This window comes from Parathalassolituus penaei (assembly GCF_026626885.1).
Taxonomy (GTDB): domain Bacteria; phylum Pseudomonadota; class Gammaproteobacteria; order Pseudomonadales; family Oceanobacteraceae; genus Oceanobacter; species Oceanobacter penaei.
In genome coordinates this window covers 243,249-260,227 of record NZ_JAPNOA010000059.1, presented here as the reverse complement: position 1 = coordinate 260,227, position 16,979 = coordinate 243,249, and the positions used below count along the sequence as shown (strand labels likewise).

The window sequence follows — 16,979 nt, the reverse complement described above, 5'->3', positions numbered from 1 at the left end:
TCTTCCACAGATTTCGTATGGTGTAGAAGGGAGCCTTAGAGGCATACGTTTTATATGTTATTTATCTCCAGCCCATAGTCGTTGTTGCTGATTTTTGCCCGGCACACCTTGAAGCCATACTTGGCCGATTGAGCCTGAATGAACTGGATGTTTTCTTCACTCATTAAGGTGCCACAGGTTACTGACTTGATGGCATCGGGTGGGATACAGAAGAAGAAAAAGGCATCGGCGCTATCCAGCATTCCTTGTGCGGGGTATCTGATTAACCCTGTCAGGTTCAGCCATTTGGTGCCCGGTATGACCTCTGGCGAGAGGTCTCTATAGGTGTTTGAGCCGTGTGGATTCTCACCCCAGAATTCTTGCGTCACTGCAATTTGGTCAGCTTTTATCAGCTTTCTCGATACCCGGTGCTCTTTCTCGTAAATCCACTCGTCTGACTTTTCGAACAGGATTCCGTACAGGTCAACCAGCTCCGGATTGGTTGGATCGGGATACAAATCCCAGGAGCGTTGTTTTCGATACACAACGCGAGCCAGACGCTCTGCCTCACCGTCGAGTTCGGTGAAAAAGGGATGTCGGAGGTCGTACTCCACGACCATGCCGCGGTGATTATCGGCGTAATGGGCCCACATCAGCAGGTTGTCACGGGTTTCTGTCAGCGAAATTACCCCCAGATCTCTGAAGTCCTGGGTAAATGCAACGTGGTGGCGGGTGTGGTCGGTTAAGTTTTTCTGAAAATATGCTCTAACTTCTTCCCGTGTTTTTCCAAAACGTCCACTGGGTTGACCATCTGGCTGCGTAGAGTCCAGTGCCACCAGGTACTCCAGGCCGGGTAGCATTTCAAAAGGATCGTTGAGTGCTGCTCGCTGGGAGCAGCGTACAAAGAAGTTTTCAAAAAATTCTGGCCGGTAGGGCATGTATTTGTAGAGAGAGTGCATCGCGTCCTTGCTCCTGAATAGTTAGTTCAACACCCGTTCCGCCGATTCCTCGGTCAGCTGCTGGCGGGTCTGGTTGGCCTTGAGATGGTTTACTATAAGCTGCTGCCTTGCGAGTTTGGACGCAGAATTGACGTGATGCTTTCTGTCTCTCTCAGCGTTTTTTGTCCCATGGCGCGTTGTAAGAAAAGTCAGGTTTTCTGGAGTGTAACTGGGAAGCTGGTGATTGAATATGCGAGGGTAGCGGGTTGGGTGCGGCCTCTGGGAACCGAACCGGAAAGGCACAAACAAAAAAGCCCCGCTTTCGCGAGGCTTCTTTGAGTAATTTGGTGGTGCCCAGAGGCGGAATCGAACCACCGACACGCGGATTTTCAATCCGCTGCTCTACCGACTGAGCTATCTGGGCTTATCGCTTGGCTGTTTCGTTCTGCCCTGCGAGTGGGACGTATTAAACGACTATTCCCTTTTTCGGTCAAGCACTTTTTTAAAATATTTTAAAAAAAGTTTAATTTTTTTCCGGGACGTAACCTTCAGCCTTGTCGTAGTCGTCTCCGGACAGGAATTTGGTGCGCTGTTCGGTCAGGTATTTGCGCGCTTCCTTATCCATGGTGTTGAGGCGTTTTTCGTTGATCAGGCGGGTTTGGTGGGCGGTCCATTCGTCCCAGGCCTGGCGGGAAATGTTGTTGAACACATCTTCTCCGGCTGGGCCTGGAAATGGCGGGCGCTCCAGTCCTTCCAGTTCTTGCTGGTGTTTGCGGCAGAACACGGTACGGCTCATGAGTCTTTTCCTGTTATCAGTCGGGCAGGTGCAGCAGTTTTTTCACCGGTGCGGCCAGCCCCAGTTCGCTGGGTTGCTCGGGATTGTACCAATGCACTCCGGCTTCGCCTATTTGCAGCGGGTTGCTGTTGAGGCTGATGCGCAGGGGGTGAATGTGCAGGTGATAGTGCGAAAAGGTGTGACGGAAGCTGCCGAGGCTTTCGAGTTGGTCGATCTGTGTGCCAAAGCGCAGCTGTGCCTGTTGCTGTGCCTGCTCTTCACTGTCGGCTTCCGGAAAGCTCCAGAGGCCTCCCCAGATGCCGGTTTGCGGGCGCGGTTGTAACAGCCAGTGGCCATCGCGGTTGCGTACCATCAGCATCCAGGTGTGTTTTTCCGGCTTGTCGGCTTTGGGTTTGCTGTGTGGGAATTGGGTTGGTTTACCACTGGCGTACCCTTGGCAGTCCGGTTGCAGCGGGCAGATGCCACAGGCAGGTTTGCTGCGGATGCAGAGGGTGGCACCCATATCCATCATGGCCTGGGTGTATTCGCGGAAGCTGTGGGCTGGAGTCAGGCGTTCGGCGATGTCCCACATGTCTTTTTGCACAGCGGGTGAGCCGGGCCAGCCATCAACGGCGTAAAAGCGCGCCAGTACCCGTTTGACGTTGCCATCCAGAATCGGTGCACGAATCCCCATGCTGATTGAGGCAATCGCGCCAGCGGTGGAACGACCAATACCCGGCAGGTCGGCGAGGGCGTCGACACTGCGTGGGAATTCGCCGCCGTGCTGTTCAACAATGGCTTTGGCACAGGCGTGCAGGTTGCGACCGCGGGCGTAGTAACCCAGGCCTGTCCACAGATGCAGGACTTCATCCTGTTCGGCGGCGGCAAGCGCCTGCACGGTCGGGAAACGCTCCATAAACCGCAGGTAATACGGGATAACGGTGGTTACCTGGGTTTGCTGCAGCATGATTTCAGAAACCCAGACTCGGTACGGGGTGATGTCTTGCTGCCAGGGCAGGTGTTTGCGGCCGTGCTGGTGATACCAGTTCAGCACGCTGGTCGAGAAAGCTGTGTTGGTCATGAATCTGTCAGGCGTTGATGCTGTCGCGTATCCGGAATTGGGTCAGGAACTGCTCCAGCTGGTGCATGGGTAGCGGCCGGCTGAACAGGTAGCCCTGACACTGGTCGCAACGGTTGCGGCGCAGGAATTCTAACTGATCCGGCGTTTCAACGCCTTCTGCAACAACGGTGATGCCGAGTTTGTGGGCCATGGCGATAACGGCGGCGGTGATCGCCATGTCGTTGTCGTCGTGCGGGATGTCGGTGACAAAGGTGCGGTCGACCTTGAGCACTTCTACCGGGAAGCGCTTGAGATACGACAGTGAGGAATAGCCGGTGCCGAAGTCGTCGATGGCGAAGCTGATACCCAGGGTGCGGAGGTCGTTCATGATGCGGATGGCATGTTCGACGTCTTTCATCAGGGTGCTTTCGGTGATTTCCAGCTCCAGACATTCCGGTGGCAAGGAGTGGCTGTTGAGGATGTCGCGGATGACTTCAATCAGGTTGGGGTCGGTAAACTGGCGTGCTGACAGGTTAACCGCGACCCGCGAGCCGGGGGCCAGACGGCCGCGTGCCATCAGCTGGCTGATTTCACGGCAGGACTGATCCAGTACCCAATGGCCGATGTCGAGGATCTGGCCGGTTTCTTCTGCAACCGGGATAAACTTGTCAGGGCTGATCATGCCTTTTTCCGGGTGAATCCAGCGCAATAGGGCTTCAACGCCGGTGACGGTGAGGTCATCCAGGCGGATTTTGGGCTGGTAATAGACGCTGAACTGGTTGAGGTTGAGGGCATCCTGAATTTCCTTTTCCCAGGTCAGGTGCTCAAGAATGGCGCGGTTCATGTCTTCGGAAAAAAACTGGTAGTTGTTACGGCCGAGTTCCTTGGCGCGGTACATGGCGAGGTCGGCATTTTTCATCAGGATGTTGGGGTCGGTGCTGTCCTGAGGGGTCAGGGTGATGCCAATACTGACCGAGGTGCTGATGTCTTGCCCCTTGATGCGGATGGGTTTGGACAGGGCGGACAGCAGTTTTTCGGCAACGGTCATCACATCGGAGGTGTGGTGAACGTCGGTCAGCAGGATGGTGAATTCGTCACCACCAATGCGCGAGACGGTATCGCGGTCGCGGACGTTGCTGCTGAGGCGATGAGCGACTTCTTGCAGCAGCAGGTCGCCGGCATCGTGGCCAAGGGTGTCGTTAACCCGTTTGAACTGGTCCATATCCAGAAACATCAGGGCCAGGCTGCTGTTGGTACGCTGGGCGGCCTTGATGGACTTACCCAGGCGGTTACGGAACAGGCGGCGATTGGCGAGACCGGTGAGGGCGTCGTAGAAGGCCAGATGTTCCATCTGCAGCTGGGCGGCCTTGAGCTCGGAAATATCGGAAATGGCCCCCAGATAACCGATGGTAGCGCCGTCGCGGTCGTGTAGCGGGCCTGCCATCAGGTGTACCCAGACTTCACTGCTGTCGCGCTGCAACAGGCGCATTTCCAGCGCGATACTTTCATTCAGTTCCAGCAGGCGTTGCCAGGCGTTGTGGACTTCTACCAGATCGGCCGAGCTGATGCAGCTGAACCAGGACTCCAGCGTGGGTTCCGGGATATGAATGCCGTGGATATCGCGCCAGCGCTGGTTGACGTATTGCAGCTGTTGCTGGTTATCGATCTGGAAAATACCGACCGGTGAGAAGGCGGCCAGTTTGCGGAAACGCGCTTCGTTTTCGCGCAGCAGATTGTGTTCGTCTTCGACGGTTTCAATCAGGCGGTTAAACAGGGTGATCAGTTCACCGAGGTCGTCATTGCTGTCACGAACCGCGCGAATGCTGTAATCCTTTTCGTTGAGCAGGGTGTCGAGGGTGGCTCGCAGGTCACGAATGGGGCGAATGATCAGGTACTTGAACTGGCTGGCCAGCAAAAAGGCGAGGGACAAGGAGGCAAACAGGATCAGCACGGTAAAGGCCATAAACTGTTCGGTGCGTTTTTGCAGGTAAGCAGGATCCATTTCGAGGAACAGGTTACCTTCGATGTTATCTCGCACCACAATCGGGAAAGAAGCGGCCAGCGGGTTTTTGCGGGTCATTTCTTCCGGATGGTCAATGCTGCTGCAGACGGAGTCTTGTGTTTTGTAGCGGGCGTAGCTGTAGATCAGATGGTGGTCGAAATTGAAATAACAGGCCCGCAATACGGCCTCGTCGTTCCTTAGGCTGCTGATGGTTGCCGGAATGTCATTGATGCCTTGTTCTTCCTGTTCGCGACTAATGGTATTGGCCAGCATGGTGCCACTGCGGGACAGGTGCTGGCGCAGTTCGGCCTCGGACAAATGATTCTCAAGCCAGGTAAAACCCAGGCTGGCTGCCAGCAAGGACAGGGTGGTGGTCGCAAGCGCTACCAACACCAGCTTCTGCGTCAGGGAGCGATAAGGCAGGCGCATGGGGGACACCGTAAGCTAGAGGCGCCGATTCGTACGTGTGGTAATTGGTCTGGCACAGTGGGTACGGATGGCATGGGCGTCATAACATTCCTTTGCGGGTGGTCTACCTGTAGCAGTGTAGGCGGTTATGCTGATTCAGCCAGTATTTGTCAGTCTTGCCTGCTTTGGCAGTTAAGTTCTGTGTTTGATGGCCGTTCTGAAATAAAAATGGCCAGCAAAGGCTGGCCGTTCAGAGAGGTTGCTGCCGGATTATTTGGCCGCCGTGTTGACCTGGTTAGCTTCGTCGGCCAGCTCTTGCAGCAGCTTGTTCATGCGTTCGTCGGCGTTGGACGGGTTGGTGCCTTGCAGGCGCTCCGTCATCTGTTCGCGGTAGGTTTTGACCATGCTCAGACCGGATACCACGGCGTCGTAGATACGCCATTCACCGCTGGTTTCGTCCTTGAACAGACGGAAATCAATCGGAATAACGTTGCCATTGGTTTGCACCAGTTGGCCTTTCACCAGAGCCTTGTCGCCTTCTTCACTGATGCGGGCGTCTTCAAAGGCCAGTTTTTCGCCGCTGAATGCCTTGAATGCACCGCTGTAGGTGCGAATCTGCAGTTCGCGGAAGCGTTCGATAAATTCCTGACGCTGAGCAGGTTTGGCCAGACGCCAGTATTTGCCCAGGGCGCTGGAAGCAATTTTTTCCTGGTCAATGGTCGGTACGATGTAGGTCATCACCAGACGGCGTACTTCGTCGTCCGAGCGTTGTTCGATGGTCAGTTTGTTGAGGTCGGCAATCAGGTTGTTGGTGGCCGAGCTGACAACATCAGATGGCGACGCTGCTGCCCATACGTGAGCAGAAATAAACACCATAAAGCTGATCAATAAACGGAACATGTTATGGGGTGTCCCTTGTGGTAGTGAAAACGGAATTTCTGAATATCCAGCACCAATGCTGAACCATGGCCAACAGTATGTCGCTGTTGGCATGTAATGGGTAGCCCGGTGGCGGGTGGATTCTTTGTTGCAGCAGGTGCAATAACCGGGTTTGTGAACGGTGCCGCTCAGTCGGCCGGGTTACAGATCCACTGCTCACCCTGCTGCTGGAAACCGCGACGACTCAGGGCCGTTTGCAGTTGTACCGGAACATTCTGACAAATCAGGGTCAGGGATTGTTCCCGTGCCCATTTCATCAGCAGGAACAGGGTCTGGTGCATAACGCCTCGACGCTGGGTGATGGTGCGCACGGCGGCCTGGTCAATCCAGACCTGATTGTCTTGCTGATGAGCCAGAATCAGGCCGATCACGCGGTCGTTAAAACGCGCTGCCACAATCCAGTCACCAGCGGCCAGACGGCTGGAAACTTCCATCGGGGTACTGGTCAGTCCTTGCTGGCTGGCGGTGTCCTTGTGGATTTTTTCGATATCAATCCAGTCGGCATCGTTAGGGGTGCGAATATGCTCCAGCTTGACAGGCATGATGAGTCCTCTGCGTGTGGCGAATGCCGGGCGGCATCGTGGAGGTTTTGGGCTACCGCCTTTATAATGCTTTCCTTTTCCTTTGGCGAGAGTTTGGAGCTGACCATGGCCCGTACCGCAACGGTCGAACGCAATACCCTGGAGACTCAGATCCGGGTGTCCATCAACCTCGATGGCACCGGTGTCAGCCGTTTTGATACCGGCGTGCCGTTTCTTGAGCACATGATGGATCAGATTGCCCGCCATGGTCTGATCGACCTGGATATCGAATGCAAGGGTGACCTGCACATTGATGACCACCATACCGTGGAAGATATTGGCATTACTCTTGGTCAGGCATTTGCCCAGGCCGTGGGTGACAAAAAAGGCATCGTCCGTTATGGCCACAGTTATGTGCCGCTGGATGAAGCCCTGTCTCGCGTGGTGATCGATTTTTCCGGTCGTCCGGGTCTGAACTTCAACTGTGAGTTTACCCGCGCCTCGATTGGCAAGCTGGACACCCAGCTGTTCTGGGAGTTTTTCCAGGGCTTTGTGAATCACGCCAAGGTGACTCTGCACATCGACAACATCAAGGGTTTTAACGCCCACCACCAGGCCGAGACCATCTTCAAGGCGTTTGGTCGTGCCCTGCGTATGGCGCTGGAGCTGGACCCGCGTATGGCGGGCGTGATGCCGTCGACCAAGGGGTGCCTGTAATGAGCAAGTTGTGTGCGGTTATTGACTACGGCATGGGCAACCTGCACTCGGCACACGGTGCCCTGCAGGCGGTAGCCGGTGCGGATACCCGTGTACTGGTGACCAGTGATCCGGAAGTGATCCGTTCTGCCGATCATGTGGTGCTGCCGGGTGTGGGCGCGATTCGCGACTGTATGGCTGAAATCCGCCGTCAGGGTATCGATCAGGTGGTGGCCGAGGTTCGCAAGACCAAACCGCTGCTGGGTATCTGCGTCGGTCTGCAGGCCATGATGGACTCCTCCGAAGAAAACGGTGGTGTTGACTGTATGGGTCTGTTCCCTGGCAAGGTGCGTTTCTTTGGCAATGATCTGGTCGAAGACGGTACCAAGCTGAAAGTGCCTCACATGGGCTGGAACAAGGTGCAGCAGGTTGAACACCCGCTGTGGGCCGGTATCGCCGATAACAGCCGTTTCTATTTTGTGCATTCCTATTACGTTGAGGCGGTGAATCCGTCCCAGGTGAAAGGTCGCGGTCACTACGGCGTTGATTTCGCCGCAGCTATGGGTGAAGGCAACGTGTTTGCGGTGCAATTCCACCCGGAAAAGAGCCACAACGCTGGTCTGGCCCTGCTCAAGAATTTCCTCAACTGGGATGGTCAGGCCTGACCTGTCATCCGCTGAATCAAGGTTTCAAACATGCTTGTAATTCCTGCTATCGATCTGAAAGACGGCCAATGTGTGCGCCTGCGTCAGGGCCGTATGGACGATTCCACCGTATTCGGTGACAACCCGGTTGAAATGGCTCGTCGCTGGGTTGATGCCGGCTGCCGTCGTCTGCACCTGGTTGACCTGAATGGCGCCTTTGCCGGTGAACCTGTTAACGGTGAAGCGGTGACCTCGATCGCCCGTGCTTTCCCGGGCCTGCCAATCCAGATTGGTGGTGGTATCCGTACCCTGGAAACCATCGAAGCCTACGTAAAAGCGGGCGTAAGCTACGTGATCATTGGCACCAAGGCGGTTAAAGAGCCTGCGTTTGTGAAAGAAGCCTGTCTGGCTTTCCCGGGCAAGGTGATTGTTGGCCTGGATGCCCAGAACGGTTTTGTGGCCACTGACGGTTGGGCTGAAGTGTCGACTGTGAAAGCCGTAGACCTGGCTAAACAGTTCAAGAACGACGGTGTGTCTGCCATTGTGTACACCGACATCGCCCGTGACGGCATGATGCAGGGTGTTAACCTGGAGTCTACCGTTGAGCTGGCCGTTGAAGGTGGTATTCCGGTGATTGCATCCGGTGGTGTTACCAACATCGAGGATATTCGTAACCTGGCCAAAGTAGCAGGCAAGGGCATCCTGGGTGCGATCACTGGCCGTGCGATTTACGAAGGTACTCTGGACGTGGCCGAAGGCCAGAAACTGGCTGACGAGCTGACTGGCGCGTAACGGAGGCTTTTATGGCACTGGCCAAACGCATTATTCCCTGTCTGGATGTCGATAAAGGCCGCGTCGTTAAAGGCGTGAACTTTGTGGGTATCCGCGATGCCGGTGATCCGGTTGAAATCGCCAAGCGTTACAACGATCAGGGCGCTGACGAGATCACTTTCCTCGACATTACCGCCAGTCATGAAGGTCGTGACACCACGGTGCATATGGTGGAAGCCATTGCTGAGCAGGTGTTTATCCCGCTGACGGTGGGTGGTGGTATTCGTGAGCTGGCGGATATCCGCCGTATGCTGAATGCCGGTGCCGACAAGGTATCCATCAACTCTGCAGCGGTTTACAACCCTGAATTTGTGCGCGAAGCCTCGCAGAAATTCGGTGCCCAGTGCATCGTGGTTGCCATTGATGCCAAGCAGGTTGCAGAAGGCCGTTGGGAAATTTTCACCCACGGTGGCCGTAAACCAACCGGTATCAATGCCGTTGAGTGGGCTGTCAAAATGGCCGAATACGGTGCCGGTGAGATCCTGCTGACCAGTATGGATCGTGACGGCGTGAAATCCGGTTTTGACCTTGGTGTTACCCGCGCTATTTCGGATGCGGTGAATATTCCGGTGATTGCCTCAGGTGGCGTGGGTAACCTCGACCATCTGGTGGATGGCGTTAAACTGGGCGGCGCGGATGCCGTTCTCGCCGCCAGTATTTTCCACTTTGGTGAATACACCGTGCAGCAAGCCAAAGAACATATGGCTGCTGCAGGCATTGAAATGCGTTTGTAATCCTGCCCTCGTATGAGTTGTCAGGGATGAGATACCTGCTCTCGGGCCGGTGAATCAGGATCAAGAGAGGCGTGTTGTATGAACCGGTCAGGAAAACAACAAAACCGGCGCTCGATGTTGCTGGTTTTTCTGGCCTCGGCACTGGGTGGTGAGGTTCAGGCTCTGGAAGAGTTTGAACCGGAATTGCCGTTGGTGCTGAGTGCGGTTCGTCTGCAACAGCCTCTTGCTGAAGTTCCTGCCAGCGTCACGGTGATTGATGCTGACCAGATTCGCCAGTGGGGCGTTACCCGCGTGGTGGATATCTTCCGTTACGTTCCCGGCATGTTTGTCGGGGATGAACTCGATACCCGTTCTACGTCCGTTGTTTATCACTCCGGTGATGTGTCGTTGGCGCGTCGTCTGGAAGTACTGGTGGATGGTCGTTCGGTGTATGAGTCGACGTTTGCACGGGTCGACTGGGATCGTATTGGTGTGGCGGTGGAAGACATTGAACGGGTTGAAGTGACGCGTAGCCCCAGTGCATCCAGTTATGGTCTGAACGCCTTTCAGGGGGTGGTGAATATCATCACTCGTCATCCTGCGGACAGTGCATCCGCTGATTTGTCGGTCAGTTATGCATCCGATCAGCAGCGTCACGGTTATGCCAGTATCGGGGGTGGTGGCGATGTCCAGCACCGCATCAGTGTGTTTGCTGATCGTGTCGGCGAATACGGCGGTTTCCATCATGATACTGGTTCATTGCCAGATTTGCGGGCCAACAAGGCTATAGCCTGGAGCGCTGCTACTCGTCCGGATGATTCCTCCGAGCTTGAATGGCAAGTGAGTCGTCAGCTTGTGGCGCGTGACGTGTATGCCGATGAAAATTTTATGACTGATTCACCTCTGCAGGAGTCCACTACGGATGTGCTATGGGGGCGTTACACCCGTGAGACGTCGGCAGATCACCAGTGGCAATTAAAAGCATACTGGAGCGGTAACAACACCGAATCAGATTACAGTGCCTGTGCTCCCACCATCGCTTTTTCCGAGGATCTGGGAACGTTATATCGCCAGAATCCGGGCTTCGCAGAAACATTAGGCTACAGTGTGCTGGGTTATCAACAGGGCTCGGCAGCTGATCGAACGACGTTGGGGTATTTATACGCCGCGATTGCATCTGGCCGTGTCAGTGCTGATGCGCTGGAATCCTTGTTGGCCACTCGTGGTTACAGTGTAGAGATCAGTGACTCGGATCTGGCGTTGGCACAGTCGGTTATGGCTGGAGTCATCACTGGCCATGGTTTGGATGAAACCGTATGCGGAACGGGTGATCTCGACATTTACGAACAACGGACCGATATCGAATGGCAGGATACCCGCACCTGGAGCCCGCAGTTGCGTTCTGTGCAGGGGATTGGCTGGCGTCGTGACCGGGTGAGTTCGCGTACCTATTTTGATGGTGAGGTAGGGCAGGACAGCTGGTCGGCATTCTTCAACATTGAATACAAACCACTGCCTGACTGGTTGCTGTTTTCGGGTCTGATGGCGGAATACGAACGTGAGTCAGGAGTGCATTATTCACCACGACTGGCGTCAACCTGGCGTCTTGCCAATAACCAGAGTGTGCGTGTTCACTATTCGCGCAGCCATCGTTCGCCGGATCTGGCAGAGCGTTATCTCAATGCCAGTGTGACCCTGAGTGGTCTGGGGGATAACTATCTGGGCTCAGACACTGGCACCCTGTTTTTGCAGGCACGCTCGGATGCCTGGAAAGCCGAGTTGAAAGACGAGGTGATTCAGGCCTGGGAGGCAGGTTATTTTGGTAGCTGGTTGGATTCGCGTCTGACGGTGGATACCAAAATTTTTCATGAGCGCTTGAGTCGTCTGATCGGCAGTTCGGTGTCTCTGCTCGATAGTGATCTGGATAACGGTGGTTCCTTGCGAATGCAGGGTATTGAGTGGCAGGCTTCTTTACATCTGGCACAACAACAGCGTTTGTGGTTAGTCGGAATGTTGCAGGATCGCAAAGCCAACGACGAAGCGACTGCTGATCTGTTGCTGGGAGCTGAGCGCAGCTTGCGGATGATCTGGACCCGTGAGTCCGGATTCTGGGAGCAGATGCTGGGAGTCTCTTATGATCAGGCCGACGTTGGTGCAGGCTCCAACTACAGTTCTTCTGAGCATTATCGTCAGCGTAAATGGCAAGCTCGATTGGGGCGTGAGTTGCCTATGGGCACTCTGGCCTGGCAGGTCTGGTATGACGCCGATGCTGGTAACGTCAATTTTGAACGTAATCAGCGTTGGTTAAACGGTGTAACGTATCGTTATCGCTGGTAAGCAGTACAAGTCGTGAGTCAGGCGGTACAGGATCGCCTGTGGACAGATACAAAAAAGGCCGGTTTGACCGGCCTTTTTGCTGTCTGATCGGAAATCAGTACAGAACGCGAGCGCGGATGGTGCCGTCCACTTCCTTGATTTTCTCAAGAGCCAGTTCACTGGCGGTAGCGTCCACGTCAATCACCACGTAACCGATATCTTCGATGGTCTGCAGGTACTGACCACTGATGTTAATATTGTTGCTGGCGAAAATGCTGTTGATGGCGTTCATCACACCCGGCACGTTCTGGTGAATGTGCAGGATACGGTGTTTGCCAGCGTTGGTTGGCAGTGCCACTTCCGGGAAGTTAACAGCAGCCGTGGTGATACCCTTGTCGCTGTAGCTGGCCAGTTTCTCGCCTACTTCCTTACCGATGTTTTCCTGGGCTTCCAGAGTGGAGCCGCCCACGTGTGGGGTCAGGATCACGTTGTCGAATTCACGCAGCGGGGTGACGAACTCTTCGTCGTTGGAGCGTGGTTCAACCGGGAATACGTCAATGGCAGCGCCGATGATCTTGCCGGAGCGGATTTCTTCCGCCAGGTCTTCGATCACAACCACGGTGCCACGGGAAGCGTTCAGGAATACAGAACCCTGCTTCATACGGGAGAACTGTTCCTTGGCCATCATCCACATGGTGGACTGGGTTTCCGGTACGTGCATGGAGATCACGTCACAGGTTTCCAGCAGTTCGTTCAGGCTGCCTACCTGAGTCGCGTTACCGATTGGCAGCTTGGTGACGATGTCGTAGAAGAACACCTTCATACCCAGGCTTTCGGCCATTACGGACAGCTGGGTGCCGATGTTGCCGTAGCCCACGATACCCAGTTTCTTGCCGCGCACTTCAAAAGAGTTGGCAGCAGACTTGCTCCAGCCACCGCGGTGACATTCAGCGCTCTTGGCCGGAATACCACGCATCAGCATGATGATCTGGGCGATGGTCAGTTCGGCAACGGAACGAGTATTGGAGTAAGGCGCGTTGAATACGGCGATACCACGCTTGGCAGCAGCCTTCAGGTCTACCTGGTTGGTACCAATGCAGAAGCAGCCAACAGCGATCAGTTTCTCGGCAGCTTCGAAGATTTCTTCGGTCAGCTGGGTGCGAGAACGGATACCGATAAAGTGAGCATCCTTGATGCGTTCTTTCAGCTCTGCGTCAGGCAGAGACGTCTTCAGATACTCGATATTGGTGTAGCCTGCGGCGTTGAGAGTATCCAGAGCAGACTGGTGCACACCTTCCAACAAGAGGAACTTGATCTTGCTTTTGTCGAGGGAAGTCTGGGCCATTGGGGTACCTATATGCGTTAGCCAAGCGGCGAGGGGGGTGCCATCTGGTGCATCCATACCACAGACATATGTCAGCTGGATACGGAATTGACCAAAATATCTCCGAAAATTAAGGCGCGCATGGTAGCATACTCGGCTTTCAATGTGATCCTCCATGGCTTGCTTCAACCGGATGAATACTCAAGTTGAAGTGACGATCTCTCATATCTGTGGAACTGCCCCCATGACTCTGACCCAAGACGCTCTTGTTGAACGCCTGTCTGCCATTGTTGGTGCAGACAAGGTGCGCATCGACGCCGACTCTCTCGAAACATTCGGTAAGGACTGGACCAAGGTGTTTGAACCGCGTCCATCCGCCATTGTGTTCCCGAAGACCACTGAACAGGTTCAGCAAATTGTATTGCTGGCCAATGAGTGTGGTCTGGCACTGGTACCGTCCGGCGGTCGTACTGGTCTGAGTGCTGGTGCGGTGGCTGCCAATGGTGAAGTGGTTGTGTCTTTCGACTACATGAACCAGATCAGCGACTTCAACGCTCTCGATCGCACCGTTCGGTGTGGAGCCGGTGTGGTGACCGAACAGCTGCAGATGTACGCAGAAGAGCAGGGTCTGTTTTATCCGGTGGATTTCGCCTCTGCTGGCTCCAGCCAGATCGGCGGCAACATCAGCACCAACGCGGGTGGTATCAAGGTAATCCGTTACGGCATGACCCGTGACTGGGTGGCTGGTCTGACAGTGGTAACCGGCAAGGGCGATATTCTGCGTCTGAACAAGGACCTGCTGAAGAACAACACCGGTTACGATTTGCGTCAGCTGTTTATCGGCGGTGAAGGCACTCTGGGCTTTGTAACCGAAGCGACCATGCGTCTGGAACGTCCACCAAAGAACCTGACGGTACTGGTGCTGGGTGTGCCTGAGTTCGATGCCATCATGAGTGTGATGCACAAGTTCCAGTCCGGTCTGGATCTGACGGCATTTGAATTCTTCTCCGACAAGGCACTGGCCAAGGTTCTGGCTCGTGGTGAAGTTCCGGCTCCGTTCGAAACTCCATCCGAATATTACGCCCTGCTGGAATTCGAAGCGGAAACCGAAGGTCATCTCGACACTGCGATGGCACTGTTCGAAGCCTGTATGGAAGAAGGCTGGGTGCTGGATGGTGTGATCAGCCAGAGCGAAACCCAGGCCGCCAACCTGTGGCGTCTGCGTGAAGACATTTCCGAGACCATTTCTCACTGGACTCCGTACAAGAACGACCTGTCCGTAGTGGTATCCAAGGTGCCTGCGTTCCTGAAAGAAATCGAAGATGTGGTTGTACGTGAGTACCCTGACTTTGAAATCATCTGGTTCGGCCACATTGGTGACGGCAACCTGCACCTGAACATCCTCAAGCCGGATGCGCTGGCCAAGGAAGAGTTTTTTGCCCGTTGTGGCAAGGTCTCCAAGTGGGTATTCGAAATCACCGAGAAATACGACGGTTCCGTATCGGCAGAACACGGTGTGGGTATGACCAAAAAGCCATACCTGAGCTACAGCCGTTCTGAAGCCGAACTGGCGTACATGCGTGCCGTGAAGCTGGCCTTTGACCCGAACAACGTGATGAACCCGGGCAAGGTGCTGGACGTCTGATCGTCAATATCGCTGCAGTCTGTTGGTAATGATTGGCTGTAGCGTTGCTTTACCGTTTGTTATGTACATGAAGAAAGCAGCCATGCGCTGCTTTTTCACCATTGTTAGCCCCCTCCCTTATATCCAGTGTCATTTCATTGCCTGGCTCTCTGCGTTCCCTGTTTGTGTATCCATGTTACTCCCGACGTACTCTGGTTTTCCTGGATCTGACAAGTTGATATGTAAGGGGCTGTGTCGCGGGTAGGACACTTACTGCTTCAAGTTCCCTCTGAAAAAGCTGCTCAGCTCTGAGCGAAAGCGGCAGTGCGTATGAGCAAGGCGGCGGATGCTGCGAAATGACGAGTCCGTCAGACGGAGTCTTTTTCTATTTCACCAATATTGCTCAACGTTGCTGCAACCTGCTCCTTGCAGGTATTTCGGAATGGTGTTGACGCGGTATCGCCGGTTTCTGGCGTAGCCTGCCATGCGATCAAGTCGGCTTCTTCACTCATCACCATCCTGATAAACCGTAGTAGGTACTGTGTTTCCAGAGGGGCCTTGATTTGAAAACCGACGTGGGGCTTTCCGGTAAAGCGCGATGAACCCAAAAAAAAAGCCCCCGCGTTAGCGGGGGCGAAGGGTATGAGATTCATACCGATGAAGATTCAGAAGTCGTTGATCAGGCGCGGCCTTGCTGCTTCAGACGGACGATGCGCAGTTCGTTATCCAGACCCTTGTACAGGCTCAGACACATCAGCAGCAGTACCGCAGTGAATGGCAGACCGGTTGCAATCGAGCCGGCTTGCAGGGCGCTCAGAGCCGCCTTGCCACCACCAATCAGCAGAGCAATTGCAATCACACCTTCGATAGAAGCCCAGAACACACGCTGAGGAATCGGCGAGGTCAGCTTGCCACCGGCAGTGATGGAGTCGACCACCAGAGCGCCAGAGTCAGCAGAGGTTACGAAGAACAGCAGAACCAGAATCACAGCAGTGAAGGAGGTGATGCCAGCCAGTGGCAGTTGTTCGAACATCTGGAACATGGACAGAGACACGTTGGTGATGCCGTTGGCCAGTTCGCCAGTACCGGCAATAACCTGTTCAATCGCAGTACCACCAAACACACTCATCCACAGGGCGCTGACGATGGTTGGAACAATCAGCACAGCGATGATGAATTCACGAACGGTACGACCACGAGAGATACGAGCGATGAACATACCTACGAATGGAGACCATGACACCCACCAGGCCCAGTAGAACACGGTCCAGCCGTGGTACCAGTCGCTGTCTTCACGGCCAATCCAGTTGCTCAGAGGCACAATGTTGGTGGCATAGCTGGCAACGGTCACACCGATCCACTTCAGGATGGCAGCGGTAGGGCCGAGCAGGAACACCAGAATCATCAGGGCAAACGCCACTACCATGTTCAGGTTACTGAGGATTTTTACACCCTTGTCCATACCCAGGGATACCGACAGGGTAGCTACACCGGTTACGGCAATAATCACAATGATCTGGGTAGTCAGGCTGTCAGCAACACCGAACAGGAAGTTCAGACCGCTGGTGGCTTGCTGAGCGCCGAGGCCCAGAGAAGTCGCCAGACCAAATACAGTGGCCAGAACCGCCAGAATATCGATCACGTCACCAGCCCAGCCCCACACACGCTCACCCAGCAGCGGGTAAAACGCGGAACGGATGGTCAGAGGCATGCCCTTGTTGTAAGCGAAGAACGCCAGAGCCAGACCAACAACACCGTAGATAGCCCATGGATGCAGAGCCCAGTGGAACAGGGTGGTACCCAGTGCCAGTGCCGCGCCTTCAGGGGTTTTGGCTTCCACGTTCAGCGGAGTGCCGTACCAGTTGGTGTAGTAGGCAACCGGTTCGGCCACGCTCCAGAACATCAGGCCGATACCCATACCGGCGGCAAACAGCATGGCGAACCATGACCAGGTAGAGTGCTCTGGGCTGGCATTTTCGCCACCCAGACGCAGGCGACCAACTGGCAGGAAAATCAGTGCCAGGCAGAACACCAGGAAGACGTTACAACCGACCATAAACAGCCAGTCGAAGTTATCAATAGCCCAGGATTTGGAAGCGCTGAGCATACCGCCGGCTTGTTCCGGGTACAAAAGAGTACCCAGAACGAAGGCGATGATCAGCACGGCACTAACCGTAAACACACTGCGATGGAGGTCCATGCCCATCAG

Annotated in this window: 15 protein-coding genes and 1 tRNA gene; 6 read left to right on the top strand and 10 right to left on the bottom strand. The window is 54.8% G+C overall.

Going from position 1 to position 16,979, the window contains the following annotated elements:
• Positions 1 to 50: 50 nt before the first annotated feature.
• The 7 genes from OUO13_RS19325 to OUO13_RS19295 form a co-directional block, all read right to left on the bottom strand.
• Positions 51 to 938, bottom strand: a complete 888-nt coding sequence (locus OUO13_RS19325; protein WP_283175548.1) for a DUF2971 domain-containing protein — start codon at positions 936 to 938, stop codon at positions 51 to 53.
• A gap of 327 nt (positions 939 to 1,265) precedes the next feature.
• Positions 1,266 to 1,341 (bottom strand) — tRNA-Phe (locus OUO13_RS19320).
• A gap of 99 nt (positions 1,342 to 1,440) precedes the next feature.
• Positions 1,441 to 1,713, bottom strand: a complete 273-nt coding sequence (locus OUO13_RS19315) for an oxidative damage protection protein (RefSeq protein WP_283175547.1) — start codon at positions 1,711 to 1,713, stop codon at positions 1,441 to 1,443.
• Between the two features lie 16 nt (positions 1,714 to 1,729).
• Complete coding sequence (mutY, locus tag OUO13_RS19310; RefSeq protein ID WP_283175546.1) at positions 1,730 to 2,773, bottom strand: A/G-specific adenine glycosylase; 1,044 nt, start codon at positions 2,771 to 2,773, stop codon at positions 1,730 to 1,732.
• A 7-nt stretch (positions 2,774 to 2,780) separates the two neighbouring features.
• The gene (locus tag OUO13_RS19305; protein ID WP_283175545.1) at positions 2,781 to 5,183 is read right to left on the bottom strand and encodes a putative bifunctional diguanylate cyclase/phosphodiesterase; all 2,403 of its coding nucleotides are present in this window, start codon (positions 5,181 to 5,183) and stop codon (positions 2,781 to 2,783) included.
• A 249-nt stretch (positions 5,184 to 5,432) separates the two neighbouring features.
• Positions 5,433 to 6,062, bottom strand: a complete 630-nt coding sequence (locus OUO13_RS19300) for an MlaC/ttg2D family ABC transporter substrate-binding protein (protein ID WP_283175544.1) — start codon at positions 6,060 to 6,062, stop codon at positions 5,433 to 5,435.
• Positions 6,063 to 6,229: 167 nt separating this feature from the next.
• Positions 6,230 to 6,643, bottom strand: coding sequence for an acetyl-CoA sensor PanZ family protein (locus OUO13_RS19295; RefSeq protein ID WP_283175543.1), 414 nt, complete (start codon positions 6,641 to 6,643; stop codon positions 6,230 to 6,232).
• A 105-nt stretch (positions 6,644 to 6,748) separates the two neighbouring features.
• On the opposite strand from OUO13_RS19295, the gene hisB reads away from it, so the two are divergent.
• The 5 genes from hisB (at position 6,749) to OUO13_RS19270 (ending at position 11,843) form a co-directional block, all read left to right on the top strand.
• Entirely contained in the window at positions 6,749 to 7,339 is a 591-nt protein-coding gene (hisB, locus tag OUO13_RS19290) for an imidazoleglycerol-phosphate dehydratase HisB (protein WP_283175542.1), read from the top strand.
• Positions 7,339 to 7,983 (top strand): imidazole glycerol phosphate synthase subunit HisH, encoded by a 645-nt coding sequence (hisH, locus tag OUO13_RS19285; protein ID WP_283175541.1) that lies wholly within the window; start codon positions 7,339 to 7,341, stop codon positions 7,981 to 7,983. Before hisB ends, hisH begins: the two co-directional genes overlap by 1 nt.
• Positions 7,984 to 8,013: 30 nt before the next feature.
• Positions 8,014 to 8,754 carry a 1-(5-phosphoribosyl)-5-[(5-phosphoribosylamino)methylideneamino]imidazole-4-carboxamide isomerase gene (hisA, locus tag OUO13_RS19280; protein ID WP_283175540.1) on the top strand — a complete coding sequence of 247 codons (741 nt, stop codon included), beginning with the start codon at positions 8,014 to 8,016 and terminating at the stop codon, positions 8,752 to 8,754.
• 11 nt (positions 8,755 to 8,765) lie between these two features.
• Positions 8,766 to 9,527, top strand: coding sequence for an imidazole glycerol phosphate synthase subunit HisF (hisF, locus tag OUO13_RS19275; protein WP_283175539.1), 762 nt, complete (start codon positions 8,766 to 8,768; stop codon positions 9,525 to 9,527).
• A gap of 78 nt (positions 9,528 to 9,605) precedes the next feature.
• Positions 9,606 to 11,843, top strand: a complete 2,238-nt coding sequence (locus tag OUO13_RS19270; protein ID WP_283175538.1) for a TonB-dependent receptor plug domain-containing protein — start codon at positions 9,606 to 9,608, stop codon at positions 11,841 to 11,843.
• Positions 11,844 to 11,937: 94 nt separating this feature from the next.
• On the opposite strand, the gene serA is transcribed toward OUO13_RS19270, so the two are convergent.
• Positions 11,938 to 13,167 carry a phosphoglycerate dehydrogenase gene (gene serA / locus OUO13_RS19265; protein ID WP_283175537.1) on the bottom strand — a complete coding sequence of 410 codons (1,230 nt, stop codon included), beginning with the start codon at positions 13,165 to 13,167 and terminating at the stop codon, positions 11,938 to 11,940.
• A 223-nt stretch (positions 13,168 to 13,390) separates the two neighbouring features.
• Between serA and OUO13_RS19260 the strand changes: the two genes are divergently transcribed.
• Positions 13,391 to 14,791, top strand: a complete 1,401-nt coding sequence (locus tag OUO13_RS19260; protein ID WP_283175536.1) for an FAD-binding oxidoreductase — start codon at positions 13,391 to 13,393, stop codon at positions 14,789 to 14,791.
• A gap of 347 nt (positions 14,792 to 15,138) precedes the next feature.
• On the opposite strand, the gene OUO13_RS19255 is transcribed toward OUO13_RS19260, so the two are convergent.
• Positions 15,139 to 15,282, bottom strand: coding sequence for a hypothetical protein (locus OUO13_RS19255; RefSeq protein ID WP_283175535.1), 144 nt, complete (start codon positions 15,280 to 15,282; stop codon positions 15,139 to 15,141).
• 167 nt (positions 15,283 to 15,449) lie between these two features.
• Positions 15,450 to 16,976, bottom strand: coding sequence for a BCCT family transporter (locus OUO13_RS19250; RefSeq protein WP_428982367.1), 1,527 nt, complete (start codon positions 16,974 to 16,976; stop codon positions 15,450 to 15,452).
• Positions 16,977 to 16,979: the final 3 nt, after the last annotated feature.